28 protein-coding genes and 1 rRNA gene are annotated in these 22,698 nt (G+C 29.8%); 3 read left to right on the top strand and 26 right to left on the bottom strand.

The window, feature by feature from the left end:
• A 16S ribosomal RNA gene (locus BLP75_RS16755) occupies positions 1 to 98 on the bottom strand; the annotation flags it as partial.
• Between the two features lie 423 nt (positions 99 to 521).
• Between BLP75_RS16755 and BLP75_RS16750 the strand changes: the two genes are divergently transcribed.
• On the top strand, positions 522 to 713 hold the full coding sequence (locus tag BLP75_RS16750; protein WP_092727691.1) for a hypothetical protein: 192 nt from the start codon (positions 522 to 524) through the stop codon (positions 711 to 713).
• A 94-nt stretch (positions 714 to 807) separates the two neighbouring features.
• Here the strand turns inward: BLP75_RS16750 and BLP75_RS18530 are convergent, their stop codons facing one another.
• The gene (locus BLP75_RS18530) at positions 808 to 933 is read right to left on the bottom strand and encodes a hypothetical protein (RefSeq protein ID WP_092727690.1); all 126 of its coding nucleotides are present in this window, start codon (positions 931 to 933) and stop codon (positions 808 to 810) included.
• A gap of 222 nt (positions 934 to 1,155) precedes the next feature.
• Here BLP75_RS18530 and BLP75_RS16740 point away from each other — a divergent pair, with 222 nt between their 5' ends.
• The gene (locus BLP75_RS16740) at positions 1,156 to 2,025 is read left to right on the top strand and encodes an aldose 1-epimerase family protein (RefSeq protein WP_092727689.1); all 870 of its coding nucleotides are present in this window, start codon (positions 1,156 to 1,158) and stop codon (positions 2,023 to 2,025) included.
• 54 nt (positions 2,026 to 2,079) lie between these two features.
• On the opposite strand, the gene BLP75_RS16735 is transcribed toward BLP75_RS16740, so the two are convergent.
• The gene (locus tag BLP75_RS16735; protein ID WP_092727688.1) at positions 2,080 to 3,231 is read right to left on the bottom strand and encodes a S41 family peptidase; all 1,152 of its coding nucleotides are present in this window, start codon (positions 3,229 to 3,231) and stop codon (positions 2,080 to 2,082) included.
• Between the two features lie 158 nt (positions 3,232 to 3,389).
• Here BLP75_RS16735 and BLP75_RS16730 point away from each other — a divergent pair, with 158 nt between their 5' ends.
• A complete protein-coding gene (locus BLP75_RS16730) occupies positions 3,390 to 3,962 on the top strand; it encodes a 5-formyltetrahydrofolate cyclo-ligase (protein ID WP_092727687.1) in 573 nt (190 codons plus the stop codon).
• A 110-nt stretch (positions 3,963 to 4,072) separates the two neighbouring features.
• Here BLP75_RS16730 and BLP75_RS16725 read toward each other — a convergent pair whose 3' ends face one another.
• The 23 genes from BLP75_RS16725 to BLP75_RS16615 all read right to left on the bottom strand — a co-directional run bounded on the left by BLP75_RS16725 (position 4,073) and on the right by BLP75_RS16615 (position 22,675).
• Positions 4,073 to 6,478, bottom strand: coding sequence for a Lon protease family protein (locus tag BLP75_RS16725; protein ID WP_092727686.1), 2,406 nt, complete (start codon positions 6,476 to 6,478; stop codon positions 4,073 to 4,075).
• 252 nt (positions 6,479 to 6,730) lie between these two features.
• Positions 6,731 to 7,159, bottom strand: a complete 429-nt coding sequence (locus BLP75_RS16720) for a hypothetical protein (RefSeq protein WP_092727685.1) — start codon at positions 7,157 to 7,159, stop codon at positions 6,731 to 6,733.
• Between the two features lie 205 nt (positions 7,160 to 7,364).
• A complete protein-coding gene (locus BLP75_RS16715; RefSeq protein ID WP_092727684.1) occupies positions 7,365 to 8,300 on the bottom strand; it encodes a transketolase family protein in 936 nt (311 codons plus the stop codon).
• A complete protein-coding gene (locus tag BLP75_RS16710) occupies positions 8,293 to 9,120 on the bottom strand; it encodes a transketolase (RefSeq protein WP_092727683.1) in 828 nt (275 codons plus the stop codon). Before BLP75_RS16710 ends, BLP75_RS16715 begins: the two co-directional genes overlap by 8 nt.
• Positions 9,121 to 9,497: 377 nt before the next feature.
• Complete coding sequence (locus BLP75_RS16705) at positions 9,498 to 9,860, bottom strand: type II toxin-antitoxin system PemK/MazF family toxin (RefSeq protein ID WP_092727682.1); 363 nt, start codon at positions 9,858 to 9,860, stop codon at positions 9,498 to 9,500.
• Positions 9,850 to 10,056 (bottom strand): antitoxin, encoded by a 207-nt coding sequence (locus BLP75_RS16700; RefSeq protein WP_242872454.1) that lies wholly within the window; start codon positions 10,054 to 10,056, stop codon positions 9,850 to 9,852. Before BLP75_RS16700 ends, BLP75_RS16705 begins: the two co-directional genes overlap by 11 nt.
• Before the next feature lie 108 nt (positions 10,057 to 10,164).
• Positions 10,165 to 11,325 carry an alanine racemase gene (gene alr, locus BLP75_RS16695; RefSeq protein ID WP_092727680.1) on the bottom strand — a complete coding sequence of 387 codons (1,161 nt, stop codon included), beginning with the start codon at positions 11,323 to 11,325 and terminating at the stop codon, positions 10,165 to 10,167.
• A gap of 14 nt (positions 11,326 to 11,339) precedes the next feature.
• The gene (gene gerS / locus BLP75_RS16690) at positions 11,340 to 11,930 is read right to left on the bottom strand and encodes a germination lipoprotein GerS (protein ID WP_092727679.1); all 591 of its coding nucleotides are present in this window, start codon (positions 11,928 to 11,930) and stop codon (positions 11,340 to 11,342) included.
• A 20-nt stretch (positions 11,931 to 11,950) separates the two neighbouring features.
• Positions 11,951 to 12,412, bottom strand: coding sequence for a CBS domain-containing protein (locus BLP75_RS16685; protein WP_092727678.1), 462 nt, complete (start codon positions 12,410 to 12,412; stop codon positions 11,951 to 11,953).
• A 4-nt stretch (positions 12,413 to 12,416) separates the two neighbouring features.
• Positions 12,417 to 12,797, bottom strand: a complete 381-nt coding sequence (gene acpS / locus BLP75_RS16680) for a holo-ACP synthase (protein WP_092727677.1) — start codon at positions 12,795 to 12,797, stop codon at positions 12,417 to 12,419.
• Between the two features lie 393 nt (positions 12,798 to 13,190).
• Complete coding sequence (gene atpC / locus BLP75_RS16675) at positions 13,191 to 13,451, bottom strand: ATP synthase F1 subunit epsilon (RefSeq protein ID WP_092727676.1); 261 nt, start codon at positions 13,449 to 13,451, stop codon at positions 13,191 to 13,193.
• 2 nt (positions 13,452 to 13,453) lie between these two features.
• On the bottom strand, positions 13,454 to 14,848 hold the full coding sequence (atpD, locus tag BLP75_RS16670; RefSeq protein ID WP_092727675.1) for a F0F1 ATP synthase subunit beta: 1,395 nt from the start codon (positions 14,846 to 14,848) through the stop codon (positions 13,454 to 13,456).
• A 15-nt stretch (positions 14,849 to 14,863) separates the two neighbouring features.
• Positions 14,864 to 15,727, bottom strand: a complete 864-nt coding sequence (gene atpG / locus BLP75_RS16665; protein ID WP_092727674.1) for an ATP synthase F1 subunit gamma — start codon at positions 15,725 to 15,727, stop codon at positions 14,864 to 14,866.
• A 27-nt stretch (positions 15,728 to 15,754) separates the two neighbouring features.
• Positions 15,755 to 17,257 (bottom strand): F0F1 ATP synthase subunit alpha, encoded by a 1,503-nt coding sequence (gene atpA, locus BLP75_RS16660; RefSeq protein ID WP_092727673.1) that lies wholly within the window; start codon positions 17,255 to 17,257, stop codon positions 15,755 to 15,757.
• A gap of 15 nt (positions 17,258 to 17,272) precedes the next feature.
• A complete protein-coding gene (locus tag BLP75_RS16655) occupies positions 17,273 to 17,815 on the bottom strand; it encodes a F0F1 ATP synthase subunit delta (RefSeq protein ID WP_092727672.1) in 543 nt (180 codons plus the stop codon).
• Positions 17,812 to 18,312, bottom strand: coding sequence for a F0F1 ATP synthase subunit B (gene atpF / locus BLP75_RS16650; RefSeq protein ID WP_092727671.1), 501 nt, complete (start codon positions 18,310 to 18,312; stop codon positions 17,812 to 17,814). The genes BLP75_RS16655 and atpF overlap by 4 nt, the downstream gene beginning before the upstream one ends.
• An 84-nt stretch (positions 18,313 to 18,396) precedes the next feature.
• Positions 18,397 to 18,651 carry an ATP synthase F0 subunit C gene (gene atpE, locus BLP75_RS16645; protein ID WP_092727670.1) on the bottom strand — a complete coding sequence of 85 codons (255 nt, stop codon included), beginning with the start codon at positions 18,649 to 18,651 and terminating at the stop codon, positions 18,397 to 18,399.
• 54 nt (positions 18,652 to 18,705) lie between these two features.
• Positions 18,706 to 19,407 (bottom strand): F0F1 ATP synthase subunit A, encoded by a 702-nt coding sequence (gene atpB / locus BLP75_RS16640; protein WP_092727669.1) that lies wholly within the window; start codon positions 19,405 to 19,407, stop codon positions 18,706 to 18,708.
• Positions 19,408 to 19,409: 2 nt separating this feature from the next.
• Positions 19,410 to 19,799 carry an ATP synthase subunit I gene (locus tag BLP75_RS16635; RefSeq protein ID WP_092727668.1) on the bottom strand — a complete coding sequence of 130 codons (390 nt, stop codon included), beginning with the start codon at positions 19,797 to 19,799 and terminating at the stop codon, positions 19,410 to 19,412.
• Between the two features lie 4 nt (positions 19,800 to 19,803).
• A complete protein-coding gene (locus tag BLP75_RS16630) occupies positions 19,804 to 20,031 on the bottom strand; it encodes an AtpZ/AtpI family protein (protein WP_092727667.1) in 228 nt (75 codons plus the stop codon).
• A gap of 450 nt (positions 20,032 to 20,481) precedes the next feature.
• Positions 20,482 to 21,111: a uracil phosphoribosyltransferase gene (gene upp / locus BLP75_RS16625; RefSeq protein WP_092727666.1), complete on the bottom strand. Its 630-nt coding sequence runs from the start codon at positions 21,109 to 21,111 to the stop codon at positions 20,482 to 20,484.
• A 13-nt stretch (positions 21,112 to 21,124) separates the two neighbouring features.
• The gene (gene rpiB, locus BLP75_RS16620) at positions 21,125 to 21,577 is read right to left on the bottom strand and encodes a ribose 5-phosphate isomerase B (protein WP_092727665.1); all 453 of its coding nucleotides are present in this window, start codon (positions 21,575 to 21,577) and stop codon (positions 21,125 to 21,127) included.
• A gap of 57 nt (positions 21,578 to 21,634) precedes the next feature.
• Positions 21,635 to 22,675: an L-threonylcarbamoyladenylate synthase gene (locus tag BLP75_RS16615; protein ID WP_092727664.1), complete on the bottom strand. Its 1,041-nt coding sequence runs from the start codon at positions 22,673 to 22,675 to the stop codon at positions 21,635 to 21,637.
• Between the last annotated feature and the right edge of the window lie 23 nt (positions 22,676 to 22,698).

Here is a 22,698-nt window from a genome sequence, read left to right as displayed (position 1 = left end):
ACCCGTCCGCCGCTCTCTTCCGAAGAAGATCGCTCGACTTGCATGTGTTAGGCACGCCGCCAGCGTTCATCCTGAGCCAGGATCAAACTCTCAAATAAAAGTTGTCCATTGCTCAGCTAATCATTATCTGAATATCTGGCTTGGTTGTTTGTGTTTAATTCTATAAAGAATTATGTTTGTTTCTATAAATTAACCTACTGTTTAATTTTCAAAGTTCATTTTCTAACAACTTCCTTAGTTTATCAAAGTTTTATAACTTTGTCAACTTTTTTTCTTAAGTTGTTTTCGTTTGTGTTTGTCCGTTTCTTAAGGACAAGTAATACTATATCACCTTAATAATATATCGTCAATACTTTTTTATAAATTAATTATAATTTTATTTTTGTATATATTTATATAGAATATTAATTATAAAATTCCACAACATATTATAAAGGTTTATTACCTTGCTAGTACTATTTGCAAATTAAAATTTTATGAAAGGAGATGCTATACCTATATAAAGTATAGCAGACTATATCATGAGTAACTTCAATAAACTTAAAGATTTATATGAAGATGGTTATAGATGTATATATCATGATTGTGTTGACAACAACTATACCATATACTTAAAAAACTTTGATTCTGAAAACTCAGAAGTAGTAGAACTAAGTGATTCAGAAGAGTTTACTCAGTTTCAAAATTATATGAATGATTTAAAAATGTCTTAACTCCTTAATATCAGCTTGTATTTTTAAATTAATTTAATTTGTATTTGAGTACATTTCCTCTTTAAATCACAAAATAGAGAGTTATAATAACTCTCTATTTTGTGGTTACAGCCTTTTTTATTAAATTTAAAAGCTCTTCTCTATTAACTTCTAATTGTAATTGTCTTTTATTTTCCTTATATTCTTGAAAGTTAACAACTTTACCTCTAGGTTTTTTCATTTTAATCACTTCCTATTTCACATTATTAACTTATGTATAATAATTCTATACAGCTTCTATTTATCCTTCTATTTATAATACAAAATTTCTTAAATAAATCCATTTTTTAAGATAAATTACTTTTTTTTACTCCACAATTCAACATTTAAATTTATCATTAAATTTTATTACATGTATTATTTTATTGTATAATATATTTAAAATAAATATAGGGGTGATTATATGAATATATTAGAAAATGAAAATTTACTAGTCGAATCTAAAAATTTTGGTGCCGAAATTACTAGAATTTTTTCTAAAAAACGCAATAAAGATATATTATGGAATGGTGATTCTAAATTTTGGGGTAGACATTCACCAGTATTATTTCCTATTGTAGGAAGACTTAAAGACAATGAAACTTATATAGAAAATGACTTATACAAAATGTCACAACACGGATTTGCAAGAGATATGTTTTTTGATACGATATCCTCAGCTGAAGACTCTATAACTTATAAGTTGACTTCTAACCAAGACTCTAAAAAACTTTATCCTTATAACTTCGAGCTTTTAATAAAGTATACTTTAAATGATACAACTTTAGAAATTGAATGGACTGTCATTAATACTGATAATAAAAATATTTATTTTTCTATAGGAGCTCATCCTGCATTTAATCTTAACTTCAATGAATGCAATAGTATATCTGATTATTTTATTGAATTTAAACATAGAAACAAAGTTAATAAAATTTCATTAGATGGACCTTATTCTAGTAAAGTTAGTACTATAGAAAATATTGCTAATGTCACATTGAGTAATGATTTGTTCATAAATGATGCATTGATTTATACTAATATAGATGAACTTTCTTTAAAATCTCATAGTAGCGATGAACATGTTACTGTTAAATTTAAAGACTTCCCTCTTGTAGGTATTTGGACTCCTTATTATAAAGATACTCAAACAACAGCACCATTCATTTGTATTGAACCTTGGTACGGACTTGCAGATAATATAAATTCTGATAAAATCTTCAAAAATAAAGAATTCATTAATATATTAAGCCCTAGAGAACAATTCTGTACTACATATTCTATAGAAATATAACTTATATAAAAAGACAGGCTAAGTAATATATACTAAGCCTGTTTTTCATATCCTCTATTTTATTTGATCTTTAATCCATTTTGTAGCTGCATCTAGCTGTTTTTCTGGATTTTTTTCCTCAATATTAGGTTTAATTCCTTTTTCATTTATGTAGTCACCACTTGGAGTAAAGTATTGCGCTGTTGTTAACTTATATCCTGTTCCATCTTTTAGCTCTCTTACAGTTTGAACTAATCCTTTTCCAAATGTAGTTGTTCCAACTGATACTCCAGCTTTATTATCAACTATAGCTCCTGTAAGTATTTCTGAAGCAGATGCACTATTTTCATTAGTCAGTATAGCTATAGGAAGACCTAATTTTTCTTTATCTGATTTTAAATACTCAGTATTTCCTTTATTATCTTTTGTATAAACTATAGTTCCTTCCCCTATTAATTCATCAGCTATTTTTTGACATATATCTAATAATCCCCCACCATTATCTCTTACATCTAAAACTAAACCTTTCATATTCTCAGATTTTAATTTATCTAATGCTGTTTTAAATTCTTTATATGTATTTTCACTAAAAGAAGTTATTTGTATGTAACCTATACCATCATCTAGCATCTTGCCATTTATACTTTTTGATACTATTTCTTCTCTTTTAACTTTGACATTAAACTCTTTTCCGTCTCTTATTAAAGTTAACTCTACAGATGTTCCTTCTTTTCCTTTAATCATAGCAATCGCTTCATCTGAATGTTTAGCTGATACAGTTTTTCCATTAACCTTTAAAATTTTATCTCCTGCCTTTATACCACTTTTTTCAGCTGGAGACCCCTCTATAGGAGATATTACTGTTAAATATCCGTCATCAGAAGATGGGCTTATAAACACCCCTATTCCTACAAATGATCCACTCGTTTGCTCCTTAAGTCTATTAAATTCTTCTTTAGTATAAAATTGAGAGTATGGATCATCTAGACCCGAAAACATACCTTTTATTGCTCCTGTGACTAATTTATCATCAGCTGGCTTTTTATAAAAATCTTCTTTTACAGCACCTTCTAAACCAATCATCTTATTATACTTTTTGTAACCTTCATACATCTCTTTAGATATTACAACTCTATCCCCCAATGCTATTTGAAGTGTAGATGTAAATAAAGCTGTTACTATCACAAGAACTATCCCGTATATTATAGCTTTTTTCTTTGAAATCATTACGTTGCATCTCCTTTATCTAATCTATTATATATTATATGACTAGCTATCCTTTTTATTACCATTTACCATTTGTGTTGATTTCTCTCAATCTTATATACTAAAATTTATAGTGGATACCTTATCCATATTATACCATAGTAAAAGGGGTAGATTTTATGAAAAAAGAATTTAGAAAAAAAGTTATAGGGGATAGAAAAAGTAAGGATATAGAATTTATAAATAAAAATTCATCTATAATTACTGAAAAACTACTATCATTAGAATGCATAAATAAAGCTAATAACATTATGCTATATTTAGATTTTAATAACGAAGTAAAAACAGATGATTTGATCACTAAATTAATATCACTCAGAAAAATTGTTTCTTCTCCTATTACACTGAAAGATGAAAGAAAGTTAGTTCCAACTCAAATTACAGATTTACATAATGGAATAAAAATCGGTGCTTACGGTATTAGAGAACCAAAAAACGATCCTAACCTTGAAGTAAATGTCAATGATATAGATATTGTAATAGTTCCAGCAGTTGCATATGATAGAGAATGCTATAGATTAGGTTATGGCGGAGGTTATTATGACCGATTCTTAAATAGACTCAGAAAAGATGCCATAACTATCGGTATCGCTTTTGATTTACAAATATTTGATTCTGTACCTAAAGAAGAACATGATGCTCAGCTAGACTATATAATTACAGAAACTCAAATATTAACACCTAGAAAATAAGATCCATCATTATATACATTAATTTAAAATAACTATCTGTACCTAGATATAATTTTCTAAGTACAGATAGTTTGTTTATTTTAAGTACTTAATTGCAAGTATATTTCTTTTTATAATTTCTTTTTATCGTCTTTTTCTTCATCTTCTTTATCTAATTTTCTATATTTTTCTAAAGTTTCATTAACTATCTTGTCAATTTCGTCTATACTTTTTCCAGTCAAAATTTCCAAGCCTTCCTCTATATTGCTAATTGCATATATATTGAATTTTCCTTCTTTTGCAGCTTGAACTATTTCATCTTTTAAAAGAAGATTTTTAACATTTTGTATAGGCATCATAATTCCTTGTTTTCCTGTGAATCCTTTTATTTTACATACATCAAAGAATCCTTCTATTTTTTGATTTATTCCACCTATAGGCTGAATTTCTCCCTTTTGACTTACAGATCCAGTTACTGCTATGTGTTGTTTTATAGGTATATCAGATATACTTGATATTATTGCATATAATTCAGTACTCGAAGCACTATCTCCATCAACACCATTATAATTTTGCTCAAATGTTATAGATGTTGTTATAGATAAAGGTTTCTCTTTTCCATATCTAGCTCCTAAATATCCACTAAGAATCAATACTCCTTTATCATGTATACTTCCACTCTGCTTTATTTCTCTTTCTATATTTATAACACCTCTTCTACCTTTATATGTCGATGCTGTTATTTTGGATGGCTTTCCAAAAGAATACTCTCCAGTTCCCATAACGGCTAGTCCATTTATCTGACCTACTTTTTCTCCATCTATATCAATTAATAATGTTCCATCTTCGAACATTTCATTTAATTTCTCTTCATACTTATTACTTCTGTAAATTTTTAAATCAATGGCATTTTGAACATCTTCTTTTGTTATATATTCATTAGTATCTGGACTCACAGCTTGAGCTTCATATATTATATCTACTATTTTATTAAACTTAGCTGTAAGCTTATCTTTATTATCACTTAATCTCATACTATATTCTATTAATCTTTCAACAGCTGATTTATCAAATTGCTTTAAGTTTTCTTCATTACATTTATTTGCTATTAACTGAACTGTTTTATATATATTTTCCTTGTTTTTATTAATTTCTATATCAAAATCAGCCATTATTTTAAATAAATTTCTAAAATCTTCTTCATATGCATACAAAAGACTATAATAATATCCATCTCCAACTAATATAACCTTAACATCTAAATCTATTGGCTCTGGTTTAAGAGTTGACGTAACCAAATATCCTAATTGCTTATTTAAAGATTCTATAGCTATTTTGTTTGTTTTTAAGCTTCTTTTTAAACAATCCCACGAGAATGGATTTGATAATAAGTCTTTAGTGTTTATAATTAAATATCCACCATTAGCTTTGTGTAAAGCGCCTGGTTTTATTTCCATAAAACTTGTAGTTAAAGCACCTATTTCATTTTTATAATCTATCGAACCTGTTAAATTATAATATGTAGGATTATTTTCTATTATTATTTTACAATCATTACATTCACTATTATCAATAAATAGATTAACTTTATACTTATTAAATAATTTCTCATCATTCTTATGTGGCATTATTCCAAGCAATGCCATAGGATTTTGTTGAGTTTCCTCTCCTGTAGATTTAAATTTAGAAATATTGTCTACTATATCATTACAAATTTCATTTATATATTTTTGAGCTTTTTCATCATTTCCATATTTATTTAATAGATATTGACCATAAAAGCCTACCAAACTTCTTCCTACATTTTTATCTAATTCTAGTGTTTTATTTTTATATATATCTTCACATGATTTAATCTTATCAATATAGTCCTTACTTTCTTGATTTAACTTGATTCCATCTTCTCTTAATTTATTGACATCAACTGCTGTTAAGCTTCCTAGTTCATCTTCCTGCATTAAAGTTCCATCTTCTTTGATAGGAATACTCATTAATCCTCTTTCAGTAACTTGAAATTTAAAACCTTTAGGTCTAGCAAATTCATTTAGTTCTTCGATTATTTTTTGTACATTAGACTCTAATTCACTCATTAGTAATCTACTATGATATTCATACTCTTTAGAGTTGAAAATTTTAGGTATTTCATCTTTTAATTTATCTATTATATCCTCTATATCCTTTTTAAATACTTTACCTTGTCCAGCATCAAAGCATAAAGCAGTTGGCTCATTAGAATTTTTAAAATTATTTACGTATACCCAATCTTTAAGATTTTTGTTTGGATTTTCTTTAGCATGATCTTTTATTAGGGCATGAGTGTAGCTAGTTCTTCCAACACCACTTGTCCCTGCTACATATATGTTATATCCTTTTTGATTCATTTTCAGTCCAAATTTAATCGCTTGAACAGCTCTATCCTGTCCAATTATATCTTTTATAGGAGATATATCCTTTGTTGTATTGAACTCAATATCATTTAAAACATTTTTAGGTTTTAAATCCTCTATTTTTACTTTATATTTATCTATGTTCAACAATTATTCACCTCTTCAACATCATTTTAGTTTTTATTTTTCCCTACTTTCTGGTAAATAATTAGTAAATATTAAATAAATTATTTTTTTATTTTTTATATAATGGTTTTTATCAGTATTTTAGTATATCCTAATCTGATTAAATATAAAAAAGCTATCTCAAAATATACAGTATATATTACTTAGGTTTATCCTTATATAATATATACTACATATGAGATAGCTTTTTATTCTATGTATTTATGGTATTTATAATTAATTTCCTTCTCTCACTGCATTTAGTTCAATTCTATCTGGTAAATCAGTAAGATTTGTTTCTACAACTATGTATGGATAAGACTCTTCTTTATCCTTATATGTAACATTAACCCTCATTACATTTTTATCATCATCTTTTATCATTTCTATTTTGTCCATTTCTATACCGTGTTCATTGTCATTACCTCTAGTTACTATAACATATATCTTTTTATCTAGTTTTACAGCTAATGCCCTTTCCTGATCAGTATATTTATCCATCATATCTAGTATTTTTTCAGGTATAGCTTCTCTTTGAACCATTGTGTAATCAACAGGCTTGGATTTTTCCATAAAGATATTAGGTATAGCTATAAATCCTCCAATTATAAGAGCAAGTATTAGTATACCATATACTACACCTTTAATATTAAACTTTACATTCATAGTTTCACCCCCATATATTTTAAATATATGAAAGTTATACAAACCTTAGAAGAAATTTTTATTTATAGTTTTTATAATTTTTTTTAACATCTAAAAAATACTCTACTCTTAGACTACTACTAAACTCTTATCTTTATGTAGAGATTAAATTTTTCATTACTCAAAAAAAGCATCTCAAGTTTTAACTTAAGATGCTTAAAATTCATTATTTTTTAGATATTGCTTCTTTAACAGCAACAACTATATCTTGAGCTGTTAATCCATGTTTCTTTAATAGTTCAGAAGGTGTTCCAGATTCTCCAAATACATCTTTAACTCCTACTTTTCTAACTATAACTGGGCATTCTTCTGATACAACTTCACTTACTGCAGATCCTAATCCGCCTATTATACTATGCTCTTCAGCAGTTATTATTGCACCTGTTTCTTTTGCTGCAGTTAATATTAATTCTCTATCTATAGGCTTTATAGTAGACATGTTTATAACTCTAACATTTATACCTTCTGATTTTAATGCTTCACAAGCTTCTACAGCCTCATTTACCATTATACCACAAGCTATTATTGTAGCATCATTTCCTTCTCTAACTACTACACCTTTTCCTATTTCAAATTTATAATTTTCATCAAATAATGTAGGTACTGCACTTCTACCTAAACGAACATACATAGGTCCATATGTTTTAGCAGCTGTAAATATCATTTGTTCAGCTTCTACACCATCTGCTGGTACTAAAACTGTCATATTAGGTATAGATCTCATTATAGCCATATCTTCTATACTTTCATGAGATGCACCATCTTCTCCTACTGTAAGACCCGCATGAGTAGCACATACCTTAACATTTAATTTAGGATAACAAACTGAGTTTCTTATTATTTCGAAAGCTCTACCTGTAGCAAACATAGCAAAACTACTTGCAAAAGGAATTTTACCTGCAGTTGCAAGACCACAAGCTGCTCCTATTAAGTTTTGCTCAGCTATACCCATATTAAAAAATCTTTCTGGGAAGGCCTTGTAAAAATCATTTGTTTTTGTAGATTTTGATAAATCGGCATCTAATACAACAACTTGATCATTAACTTGTCCTAATTTAACTAATGCTTTTCCATATGCCTCTCTAGTTGCTATTTTACTCATTGTCTGCACCCCCTAATTCAGCTAAAGCTTTTTCTAAATCACTATCACTTGGAGCTGTTCCATGCCATCCAGCTTCATTTTCCATGAACGATACGCCTTTACCTTTTATAGTTTTTGCAACTATCATTGTTGGTTTTCCTACAGTTTCTTTAGCCATATCTAAAGCTGCAAATATTTGATCAAAATCATGACCATCTATTTCTATTACATTCCATCCGAAAGCTTTAAATTTGTCTACTATAGGACCTATGTTCATTACTTTTTCGACATCTCCATCTATTTGAAGACCATTGTAGTCTAAAAATGCAACCATATTATCAAGTTTATAATGAGCAGCACTCATAGCAGCTTCCCAAACTATACCTTCTTGAACTTCACCATCTCCAAGTAAAGTATATACTCTCCATGGTGCGTTATCTAGTTTAGATGCCATAGCCATACCGCAAGCTACAGAAAAACCTTGTCCTAAAGATCCAGTCGACATTTCAACTCCAGGAGTTCCCTTCATATCTGGGTGTCCTTGTAACATTCTGTTTATTTTTCTAAGACCCTTTAATTCTTCTTTATCAAAGTATCCTTTTTGAGCTAAAGTTGCGTATAACACTGGTGCTGCATGTCCTTTTGATAAAACAAATCTATCTCTATCTTCCATTTTACAGTTATTAGGATCTATATTCATTTCATCAAAGTAAAGCGCTGTTAATATCTCAACAGCTGATAATGACCCTCCTGGATGTCCAGACTTTGATCCATGTATCATAGAGACTATATCTTTTCTGATAATACGTGTGATCTCATTTAATCCTTTATGGTCTCTCATGTAATTACCTCCCTGTGTTTGTAAAGTAAAAATTACTTTTATGTAATGTATTTTTCCAATCTCATATTATTATATCACTTTTACAGGTTTTTTTTACTTTATTTTTAAAATAAAGTAACTTATGTATACTTTTTTTGCATTTCAGCTTAATTATGTACATTATTTATTCTTTATTACATACTTTTTATTTAAAATATTTATTTTAAATTGATTAATCTCATATTTATTTTTTACTTGTATATCATTTTTATTTTAAATTTATATATATATTAATTAATTTAACTTTATTAATTTTGATGACTTTAAATAAAAAATGGTACTTATTTTATATTACTTTATACAAAAAAATTATTGATATTAATTAATATCAATAATTTTTACAATACAAATAGTCCTAAACTAATTTGAAGACTACTATCAACTTTTACCATCATATTCTTATCTAGACAACCTATTTTTTCTCTTAGCCTTTTTTTATCTATAGTCCTTATTTGTTCTAAGAGAATAACAGAATCTTTATTAAGCCCATATTCATTAGCGCTAATCTCTATATGAGTTGGCAATTTCGCTTTATTAATTTGAGATGTTATAGCGGCTATTATCACAGTCGGACTGTATTTATTACCTATATCATTTTGGATTATTAGGACAGGTCTTACCCCTCCTTGTTCTGACCCCACTACAGGGCTTAAATCCGCATAATATAAGTCTCCTCGCTTTATATCTAAATTAATACTCACCTTGAGCTATCTTCCCTTCGACGTTATCATCGGAAGATACTTCATTTGTCATGCCTAATTCAGCTAATGATAGGTTAATTTGACCCATTTCCTTATAACCTTTAATCATAGACTCTTTTATGTCTATCTTTTTCTTTTGGGTTATATAGAATTGAAAAGCAGCTTTTGCAAAATCTTCTCTATTGCTATTCTCCATCTGAACGATATGATCTACTTCAGACGCAAGAGAATCCGGTAAAGTAAATATGATTTTCTCCTTACTTTTATTGTGCACAAAATCGCCTCCCGGGGTATACTATCAATTTTATTTTATCAAATAACTATCTACTTGTAAAATTGCATTTCTTTCCATATAAACTCGGTCAACTCTTCTTGATATCATACATAACACTTCATAATTTATAGTTCCTAAATCATTGGCTATATCTTCAGCATTTCTACTGTCGTCTCCAAATAATATTACCTGGTCTCCTATATTTAATTCTATGTCTTTGTCAACTTTAACCATGCACTGATCCATACATATCCTACCTACTACATCAAAATAATTCCCATTTATAGATACCTTAGGATTTTGTTGCATCCTCGTAAACCCATCAGCGTATCCAATAGGTATAGTTACTATTCTCTCTTTATTGCTACTTTTATACTTTAATCCATAACTTATACCAACATTTGGGTTAATTTCTTTGATATGAGCAACAGTTGTCTTCAATGTCATAACTGGTTTTAATTGAAGTCTCTCTTTTAGCACATCATCAGAAGGGTAATGCCCATATAAAACAATACCACATCTAACCATATCATATTTCAACTCAGGTAAATCCATCGTTGCTGCACTATTTGATACATGCTTTATTGGTATATTTATTCCATCTTGTTCAAGTCTGTCAACTACAAAGTTAAATCTTTGTACTTGAATATTAGTAAAATTCTTATCTAATTCATCAGCTGTAGCAAAATGTGTATATATACCCTCTAGATTTATACATTCTAAACCATTAATTAATTTTATATCTTTTATTGAGTCTTCCGTTGGTTGGAATCCTATTCTTGTCATTCCAGTATCTATCTTAATATGAACAAAAACGTTCTCTTTTATTCGCATAGCTATATTATTTAATTTTTCAGCCATTTCTAATGAATATATAGTTATAATTACATTATTTCTTATAGCTAACTCTAAACTTTGCTCTGGAATATATCCTAAACATAAAATAGGAAGTGTTATATTATTTTCTCTCAGCTCTATAGCTTCTTCTAGCCTAGCAACCGCAAAGTGACTTACATTTTCGTTTTCTAGCAATTTTGCAATTTTTACTGCTCCATGACCATATGCATTAGCTTTTAATACAGCACAAACCTTTGTATCTTCATTTAATAACTTTTTTATATTTTTAAGGTTATATCTTATGTTATCTAGATTTATCTCCGCCCATGTAGGAGCTGTTATTTTATGTTGCATGTCTTTTGTCCCCCTTATTTTTTGTACTCAAAATTTTTATAATTTACAATAAATCTTGATTTTCCTTGTTTGTCTAGTATCTCCATCTTTTCAGGGTTTTTATTTTCAGTATTTACATATAATACTTGCTTATTAAAATATTCATCTTCTCCTGGTATGTACGTTTCTAATACTAAATGTCCTTTAGATAATCTTATATCAATTTCTTCATTTTGTAATGAGTTTTTTATAAAATCTCCAATAAACATATATTGATTATTCTTACCCACATTAGGCAATTGAATTAAATCATTTATATCTGGATTTTTCACTAATATTTTATCTTGTTTATATTCTATTGTCTTTCCTTTAAGATGCTTAGGTGATACTACTTCTAACTTATAATTGTTCGGCTTATTATATGTATGAATAAATGTATAGTTTTGTGCACTTTTATTTCCAATAACTTCTACATCAGCGCTACATTTATATGATTTCATAGCCGAAATCCTCTTTTGAAATTCTGTGTATACTTCTTCTTTTGTGGACTCTCTTTTTTGGCAACCTATAAAAACACTAAGTATGCCTACTACTATTATTATAAGTATAGTCCACTTTTTTTTCACAAAAATCCCCCTAATTAATTTTATTCATTATACATAGCTCTTATTATATCGTATCTACATATAATTCCTTTTAATTTATTATCATTATCTACTACAGGCACTCTATTTACAGATTTTTTTATCATAACATTAGCAACATCATCAAAAGTGTCATTTTCATGAACTGTTATTATATCTGTAGACATTAATTCTTCTACTTTATATGCTGCTACCCTCTTCATATCTTCTTCCATTTGTTTAAAGTCACTTAAGAAAATTAATCCTTGAAGTAAATTTAAAACTTGTGGAGCCTCAACGTATTTTTCTTTTTTCATAATATCGGTTTCTGATATTATCCCTACTACTTCTCTATCTTCACTTACTACAGGCACACCTCCTATCTTTTCTTTTATTAACAATTGTGCCACATCTGCTATACTATCAGATCTATTTGCGACTATAACATCCATTGTCATTATGTCCTTGGCTGTTTTATTTTTCATTTTATCACTCCTTAGTTATAGTTATAGCATTTGCTACAGCATAATCTTTTCCATGAGATATAGAAACTTTTATTTCTAAAACATTATAATCTATGCAAATTTGTTTTAAATTATTATAAGTTTTAACTATGGGTTTTCCTATATCATTTCTTAGTACTTCAATATCGCTAAAATTAAAGTCTCTTATGCCCGTCCCTATTGACTTACTAATCGCCTCTTTTGCTGCAAAGTTACCTGCTATACTTTCTATTTTCATTCCTCTTGATTCAAAATATTTTATTTCTTCTTTTGTAAATATCTTTTCTAAAAATCTAGGATTTCTTTCAATTGCATTTTTTATTCTGTCTATTTCTATTATGTCTATGCCTATATCAAGTATGTTCATAATTCATCTCCAAAATTACTTATATTATATTTTATTACTATTAGATTTTTATATTCAATTAGTTATACTTTTTTAGTATTAAATTTGTTATTTTTTATTAATTTCCTCTTTTTTAGTATACGTTTTATATTAATTTCTTTAAAGTACCACTATATTATAAGTTTCAGCAACAAGTGGTTTTTGGATTTAATATTTTTTAATCTATTATATAAAAAGTCTCTTCGTTCCTGTCGCCAGCCAATTTGTCCGTTGCTCAAAATATTTTTTATGCTCAAAATCAATTTATTGATATAATTTACTTTCATAATTTATCCATAGAAAATGAAGTATCATAATATACTTGAGCATAAAAAAAAGGCTAGATTAATATCTAGCCTTTTTTAAAAAATCTATTTATATCCAGTCAGCAGATTCAGTTACTATAACTGTCTTTTCTTTATCTACATTCATGAATCCTCCAGAGATTTTAGCATCTTTGAATTTTCCATCTTGCTTTATACGTAAAGTTCCAGTTGCTAGTCCTGTTACTAAAGGTCTGTGGTTTTTAAGTATACCTCTATCACCTTCAGTAGTTCTAACTATTATCATCTCAGCGTTTCCGTTGTAGAAAGTTTTATCAGGAGTGACAATTTCAAGTGCAAATTCGCTTGCCATTATTATCTACTCTCCTTTGCTTTCTCTATTACATGGTCTATATTTCCTGCAAATAAGAATGCTGATTCAGGTAAGTTATCATGCTTTCCTTCTAATATTTCTTTGAAACTTCTTATAGTTTCTTTTAATGGTACATATTTACCAGGGAATCCTGTAAATTGCTCACCAACGAAGAAAGGTTGAGATAAGAATCTTTGTATCTTTCTAGCACGAGCAACTATTAATTTATCTTCATCAGATAATTCATCCATACCAAGTATAGCTATTATATCTTGAAGTTCGTTATATCTTTGTAATATAGTTTGAACTCCTCTAGCTACTTCGTAATGTTCTTTACCAACTATATTAGGATCTAGAACTCTTGAACTAGATTCTAATGGATCAACCGCTGGGAATATCCCTAGAGAAGCTATTTGTCTAGATAAAACTGTCTTAGCATCTAAGTGGTTGAATGTTGTAGCTGGCGCTGGGTCAGTTAAGTCATCGGCAGGAACATATACAGCCTGAACAGATGTTATAGACCCACTCTTAGTAGATGTTATTCTTTCTTGTAATTTACCCATCTCTGTAGCTAGTGTTGGTTGGTATCCAACTGCTGATGGAGTACGTCCAAGAAGCGCTGAAACCTCAGATCCAGCTTGAGTGAATCTGAATATGTTATCAACGAATAATAACACGTCTTGGTTTTCTTTATCTCTGAAATACTCAGCCATTGTAAGTCCTGTTAACGCAACTCTCATTCTCGCTCCAGGTGGCTCATTCATTTGTCCGAATACTAGTGCAGTCTTTTTGATAACTCCAGACTCACTCATTTCTTCGTAAAGGTCATTACCTTCTCTAGTTCTTTCTCCAACACCTGCGAATACTGATATACCACCGTGTTGAGAAGCTATATTGTTTATAAGCTCTTGTATAAGAACTGTTTTTCCAACTCCAGCTCCACCGAATAGACCTATCTTACCACCTTTTAAGTATGGTGCAAGTAAGTCAACTACTTTTATACCAGTTTCTAGTATTTCAGCAGTTGGTTGTAACTCTTCGAAACTTGGTGCTGGTCTATGTATTGGTAATTGAGGAGCATCTGCTGGTGCAGTTTTTCCATCAACTGGTTGACCTAATACATTGAATATTCTTCCTAATGTTGCATCTCCAACAGGAACACTTATTGGAGCTCCTGTATCAACAACATCCATACCTCTAACAAGTCCATCCGTTGAACTCATTGATATACATCTAACAGTGTCATCACCAACGTGTTGTGAAACTTCCACTACTATATCTTTATCTCCATGCTTTATCACTAATGCATTTAATAGATTAGGTAAGCTTTTTTCACTATTAAACTTAACGTCTAATACTGGTCCTATGACCTGAACTATTTTACCTATGTTTGCCATGTCCTAACCTCCTTATTATTGAGCTGAAGAAGCCCCCGCAACTATCTCAGATATCTCTTGAGTAACTGCCGCTTGTCTAGCTCTATTGTAAACTAATTCTAATTTAGATATCATTTCATTAGCATTATCTGTAGCCGATTCCATCGCCGTTCTTCTTGCAGCTTGCTCAGATGCGTACGATTCTGCTATTGCTCCATATACACTTCCTGAAACATACTTAGGTAATACATATCCAAGTACTGCATCAGCCGAAGGTAAATATTGAACTGCAGATTTGCCTTTTTTAACTTCTTTATTATTATCATTGTTTTCTATAGTAAGCGGTAATAATTTAACTACTTTCGCTTCTTGAGTTAAAGCTGATACGAATTGCGTATAAACAAGATTTACCTCATCAACTTCTCCATTTTTATAAGCTTCCATTGCTACTTGAGCAACTCTATTAGCATCTTCATAAGTAGCTTCTTCTACAGTAGGTATAAAGTCAACTAATTCATATCCTCTTTTTGATAATGAATCTTTAGCTCTTTTACCTACAGAAATTACTTTTGCATCCTTAGAGTTTTCATGTGCAACAACTGCCTTTAAAATATTAGAGTTGTAACCTCCAGCTAGACCTCTATCACCAGCTATTACTATATAACATGCTTTATTTACTTTTCTTTCTTTAAGAAAAACATTCTTACTATTACCCGTATTCTTAGCTATATCTTGAACAGTGTTGTATAAAGTATTAAAGTATGGCTTTGAACTTTCAGCTCTTTCTTTAGCTTTTCTAAATTTAGAAGATGAAACTAATTCCATAGCTTTAGTTATTTGCTTAGTACTTTCAACACTCTTAATACGAGTTTTAATTTCCTTCATTCCAGCTCCTGCCAATTGGGTTACCTCCTTTTTTAAAAAGGATTACGCTTCTATAACAAATTTTTTCTTAAATTCATTTATAGCGTTAGTTAATTCTTGAGTGAAATCTCCATTTTCAAGAATTTTCTTTCCTATTTCTGGATAATTTGTATTAACAAATTCATATAATTCTTTTTCGAATCTAGCTATATTATTAACAGGTATTTCTGCTAATAAATCATTTGTAACTGCATGTATCATCATAACTTGATTTTCTACAGCTAATGGTTGATGTTCACCTTGCTTTAATACTTCAACTATTCTTTCCCCTTGTGCAAGTCTCTTCTTAGTATCTTCATCTAAGTCAGATCCGAACTGAGCGAATGCAGCAAGTTCTTTGTATTGAGAGTAAAGAAGCTTTAATGGTCCAGCAACTTTTTTCATTGATTTTATTTGAGCAGATCCTCCAACCCTTGATACTGATATACCAGGATCAACTGCTGGTCTTATACCTGCATAGAATAATTCAGGTGTTAAGTATATTTGTCCATCTGTTATAGATATAACGTTAGTTGGTATATACGCAGAAACGTCTCCACCTTGAGTTTCTATTATAGGTAATGCAGTTATAGAACCTCCACCTAAATCATCTGATAGCTTAGCAGCTCTTTCTAATAATCTAGAGTGTAAGTAGAATACATCCCCAGGATAAGCTTCACGTCCTGGTGGTCTCTTAAGTAATAATGACATCTCTCTGTATGCAACGGCATGCTTAGTTAAGTCATCATATACTATTAATACGTGCTTTCCATCGAACATGAACTCTTCACCCATAGCAACCCCAGCATATGGTGCTAAGAATTGAAGTGGTGCAGATTCAGAAGCAGTAGCTGATACTACTATTGTGTAGTCCATTGCTCCATGCTTTTCGAAAGTATTAACTAATTGAGCTACTGTAGAACGTTTTTGTCCTATAGCAACATATATACATATAACATCTTTACCTTTTTGGTTAAGTATAGTATCTACACATATAGATGTTTTACCAGTTTGTCTATCACCTATTACAAGCTCTCTTTGCCCTTTACCTATTGGTATCATGGCATCTATAGCTTTTATACCTGTTTCAAGTGGTTGATGAACAGATTTTCTAGCTATTATTCCTGTAGCTTCAGATTCAACTGGTCTTCTCTTATCTGCATTTATAGGTCCTTTTCCATCTATAGGTTGACCTAATGCATTTACAACTCTTCCTACTAAGGCGTCACCAACAGGAACAGAAACTACGTTTCCAGTTCTCTTAACTATGTCACCTTCTTTTATTCCTTGGTCATTACCAAGCATAACTGCCCCAACCATGTCTTCTTCAAGGTTAAGAGCCATTCCGTAAACTTCACCAGGGAATTCTAAAAGTTCTCCAGCCATAGCATTTTCTAATCCGTAAACACTTGCTATCCCATCTCCAACTTTTAAAACACTACCTGTATCAGTTAACTCAACTTTATTTTCGTAATTTTTTATTTGTTCTTTTATTATAGAACTTATTTCTTCAGGTCTTAAATTCATGGGTTCACCGCCATTCTAAGATATTACTTGAGATAATTGGTTTTTCATATTCGATAAACGAGTCTTAACTGTACCATCAATCTCTTCATTTCCAAGTCTAACTAGAACTCCTCCTAATATAGACTCATCAACTTTATTTTGTAAAGTAACATTTTTATTGTATTTACTTGAAAGTTTTTCTTCAAGTTTCTTTAATTCATCTTGACTCATAGCAACCGCAGTTATTGCGATACCTTCTATGACATTATTCTTTTCATTTAATAATTCTTTATAAGATTTCTTAACAGCATTTATAGCTGACATTCTATCTTTATCTATCATTATTTTTAAGAAATTGTTTAAGTTAGCACTTACATGCGCTCCAAAAACTTTTTCTAATATTTGCTTTTTTTCTGCCTTTCCAACAAGTGGAGATTTAAAAGCACCATCTAACTCTTTGCTAGATTGTAATGCTTCTACTACTGCATTTAATTCTTCATATAATTTAGTAGTTGAATTTGATTCTTCTCCTACTTGAAATAGAGCTTCAGCATATCTTCCTGCGATTACATTTATCATTTAGCTTCGCCTACCTCTTTTATAAAGTTATTTATTAACTCTTCATGCTTAGACTTATCTATGTCTTTCTCAATAACCTTAGATGCAGCTAGTAATGCTATGTCTGATATATCATTTTTGATTTCATTCATAACCTTTTGTCTTTCTTGCTCTACATCTTTGTTAGCTTTTTCTTTTAAGCTTTGAGCTTCTTGCTTTGCAGTAGATATTATTTCAGATTCTTTTTGCTCTGCTCTTAAAGTAGCTTGCTTTATTATTTCTTGCCCTTCATTTTTAGCAGAGTTAACTTTTTCTTGATATTCTTTCTTTAGAGATAAACCTTCGCTTTTAGCTTTTTCGCCTTCTGCTAAATTTTCTCTGATGTCTTTCTCTCTAGCTTCTATTACACTTAGTACAGGTTTAAATAGAAGTTTCTTTAATAGTAAAAATACTAAGAAAGTATTTATAAGTTGGAAAGCTAGTTCCCATGTTATACCTATTAGTGGCTTAAATTCCATATGTTATCCTCCTTTCTACCAATCACAATTCATAATTAGGAGATGGTAAAACCATCTCCTAATTATTACATTTTACTACTATTATTATAATAACTTCATTAATGGATTAGCAAATAAAAGAATTATTGCTACAACAAGACCATATATTGCAGAAGATTCTGCAACTGCAGCCCCAAGTAACATAGTTTTTATTATATCTCCTTGTGCTTCTGGTTGGTTACCAACTGCTTCTGCACCTTTACCTGCTGCGTATCCTTGTCCGATTCCTGCACCTATACCTGTTGCAACTGCAATACCTGCTCCTATAGCTGAACCTGCTAATACTAAAGCTGTTTCCATAATTATTTCCTCCTTAAATTTTAAAAATATTTTTTTAGTTTTTTAATTATTATTTTACTCTGTAGCATTACCTACAAATACCATCGTTAACATTATGAATATGAACGATTGTAATAATCCGGCAAACATATCAAAGTATAAATGTAATGGCACCGGTATTATTAATTGACCAAAAGGTATTGTTACTCCTGGTATTAATGTTGATAAATAACCTAGGAAGTCATACAATAATTTCATTATAACTGCTCCACCTAGTATGTTACCGAATGGACGGAAACTTAGTGAAACTGGCTTAGCCAATTCTCCAATTAAGTTAAGTGGTAGTAATAATGGGTTTGGTTCTAATAAACCTTTGAAGTATCCAAATCCATTAAATTTAACACCTGCATAGTAAATCATAAAGAATGTTATTAGTGCCCATGCTAGTGTCGTATCTAGATCCGTAGTTGGAGATCTAAATCCTAATAATCCTATTAGGTTAGAACATGCAAAGAATAAAAATAAACTTCCTATATATGGAATCATATTTGGCATTCTTTTAACTGCTTTTTCTCCCATAGTATCTGTTACTAAATTTGATATCATACCTACAACAAATTCTAGCATTATTTGAACTTTGCTAGTAGGAACTTTCTTTAAATTTCTAGTTAGTAAGAAAGATACTAAGGCTAAAGCCGCTATTATTATCCAACTAGTTACTACTGTCTCACTTATCTTGAAGTTGTTAAAAAATATAACCCATTTTGCTTGGCTCATACTTACGCCTCCTTTCTTTTTAGTTTGTCTATTAATAGTGCTTTTGCTAATATCACAAACTTAGGACTTAATAACCCTATTGCCACCCCTATAACATGTAAATAAGGGGCTTTTACAGAGACAAATATAACCACTCCCGTTATAAGCATTCTCAACATATATTGTGATGTTGAATATATCTGAGCCTTAGAAGCAGGCATAGTTACCGATTTGTTTATCGTTATAGCCAGCAATCTAAAATTAAGTATTGCTATCATAGTCCCAAATAATAAACCTAAAAACATAGGTTTACTAAAAGTTGATGTTATCAATAATAATGCCATCACTATTAAATCATAGACTATAACTCCTTTTGTTACGTAGTTTACTTCTTCTCGTAGTTTTGTATGCATGGTATCACTTCCTTTTTGTATACACTACTAAAGTCTTATACACGGCCATAAACGCACCACCAACTCCTAATACTAAAAATATAAGCATAAAGATTGGATCAGTGTTAAACTTCGAGTCTAAAAATTTTCCTATAAAAGTACAACCTAATATAGATATTAATATCATTAATCCTATTTGGCTAATTAATGATAACATATTAGCTATTTCCATATACATTTTTCTTTTATTCATTAATAGTATACCTCGCATAAAATAATATATATTATTTTATTATAATGTTATTCCTACTACTTTATGTATTTTAATCAATTCTCAATAAAATATATATTACCACTTTTTATAAATTTTTTAAAGAAATTTCAAATATTTTTTTAATAAATTTGACTTTTATTGATTAAATTTGAATTTCAAGTTGAATTAAATCGTTTTTCTTCAAAATTTTGTCTTAAATTGTATTAAGTTTTCAAAATTTATCGTTTTTTAGTTACTATTCTGTTAATTTTATACTTATTCTAAATTATGAAGTTACATATATTTTTTTCTTTGTTCTGTCATTTATTCATATATTTTACAATTTAAATTTATGTAAATTTAACTAAAAATCATTATTTTTTTGACATTTCTAAAAATACTTAAAAAGGAATCTGCACAAAGTACAGACCCCCTTATATATTAAATTAATTATTTTGTTCCGTATAATCTGTCACCAGCATCGCCTAATCCTGGAACTATATATCCATGATCATTTAATTTTTCATCTACTGCCGCAACATATATATCTACATCTGGATGGCATTTTTGAACTTCTGCTATCCCTTCTGGAGCTGCAACTAAGTTTACTAACTTTATAGAAGTTGCGCCTCTTTTCTTAAGAACGTCTATTGCAGCAACTGCAGATCCACCTGTAGCTAACATTGGATCTACTACTATCATTTCTCTTTCTTCTATATCTTGTGGAAGCTTACAGTAGTATTCTACTGGTTGTAAAGTCTCTGGATCTCTATATAAACCAACATGTCCAACTTTAGCTGCTGGAGTTAAGCTTACTAATCCATCTACCATTCCAAGTCCAGCTCTTAATATAGGAACTATTCCTAATTTCTTACCTGCTATAACCTTAGAATTTGTTTTAACTACTGGTGTTTCTATTTCTACGTCTTCTAATTGTAAGTTTCTAGTGATTTCATATCCCATTAACATACTTATTTCTGTTAAAAGCTCTCTGAAATCCTTTGAACCAGTGTTTTTGTCTCTCATTAATGTTAACTTATGTTGTATTAATGGATGATCTGTTATTATTACTTTACTCATATTTAATTTCCTCCTACTTGCTGTGCTTCTTTTCTATTTCTTTTATCATATCAACTCTTCTAGAGTGTCTATCGCCTTCAAATTCTGTATTTATCCAAGCTTCAACTATTTCTAAAGCTAATCCTCTTCCTAAAACTCTTTCTCCTAAAGAAAGCATATTAGCATCATTATGAGCCTTAGACATTTTAGCTGAGAATACATCTGATACTACTGCGCATCTTATTCCTGGAACTTTATTAGCTGCTAGTGATATTCCTATTCCTGTCCCACAGCAAAGTATACCGTAGTCTACTTCTTCCCTTACTACTGCATTTGCAACTACTTCTCCATATACAGGATAATCTACTGATTCTAAAGAATTGTCAGGTCCAAAATCAACACATTCGATTCCCTTACCTTCTAAGTATCTTACTATTTCTTTCTTTAGATTATATCCTCCATGGTCACTTCCTAATCCTATTTTCATATGTGTAGCCTCCATATTCTATTATAATATATTTTTCCCTAGATTTACTAGTGGATATTAAGCTTTTATAATTTTATATCCTGCTGATTTTAGTAGTCTATTCATAATAGCTTGACCTATTCCAGCAATTTCAAATTCTTCTGAGTATATTATATCAACCTTTAACTTGTCCATTTCTCTTAAAACGTTAAATAAGTTACTTGCTACTTCCTCTAATGTACTTCCTAAAGATATAACTTCACCATTGTATTTATGCTTATTTTTTTCTAAACACATAACACCTGTCTTTAAGCCATTTTCATTATTAATTAATATTAGTTCATTTACTTTATTGAATACATCATCTTTACTTCCAGATACTATAAATACATCTGCATCTGGAGAATAATGTGTATATTTCATGCCAGGCGCTTTTGCCTTTTGGTTATCTTCTTTTTTTGCTAAAGATGGATCTAATTCAACTTTCCCAAGTACAGATTCTAAATCTTCCTTAGTAATGCTCCCCGGTCTTAATATCATAGGTGTCTCTGATGTTAAATCTAATACTGTAGACTCTAATCCAAAATTGCTATCTCCACCTAAAACTATTCCACTTACTCTGCCTTCCATTTCATCTTTTACATGCTGAGCCTTTGTAGGAGAAGGTCTTCCTGATATATTAGCTGATGGTGCTGCTATAGGAACGCCTGATTGTTTGATTATTTCTTTTGCTATTTTATGAGAAGGCATTCTTATAGCCACTGTATCAAGTCCACCACTTGTTGTCTTAGGTACTATATCTTTTTTATTTAATATGATAGTTATTGGTCCTGGCCAAAATCTATCCATAACTATTTTAGCATTATCATTAACATCTTTAGCTAATTCGTGTACTTGTTCTTTTTCATGTATATGTACTATTAATGGATTATCGCTAGGTCTTCCTTTAGCTTCATATATTTTTTTTACTGCATCTTCATCTAATGCATTTGCACCTAATCCATACACTGTTTCAGTTGGAAATATAACAGTTTTTCCTTCACTTAACAATTTAGCATGTTTTTTAAGTTCTTCTAAATCTATATTATCTTTATCAATACTACTTATCATAGTTTTCATCTTATGTATACCTACTTTCATTT

It is taken from the genome of Romboutsia lituseburensis DSM 797 (genome assembly GCF_900103615.1).
Classification (GTDB): domain Bacteria; phylum Bacillota; class Clostridia; order Peptostreptococcales; family Peptostreptococcaceae; genus Romboutsia_F; species Romboutsia_F lituseburensis.
The sequence above is the reverse complement of the archived record's forward strand: the minus strand, read 5'-3'. Positions and strand labels throughout refer to the sequence as shown.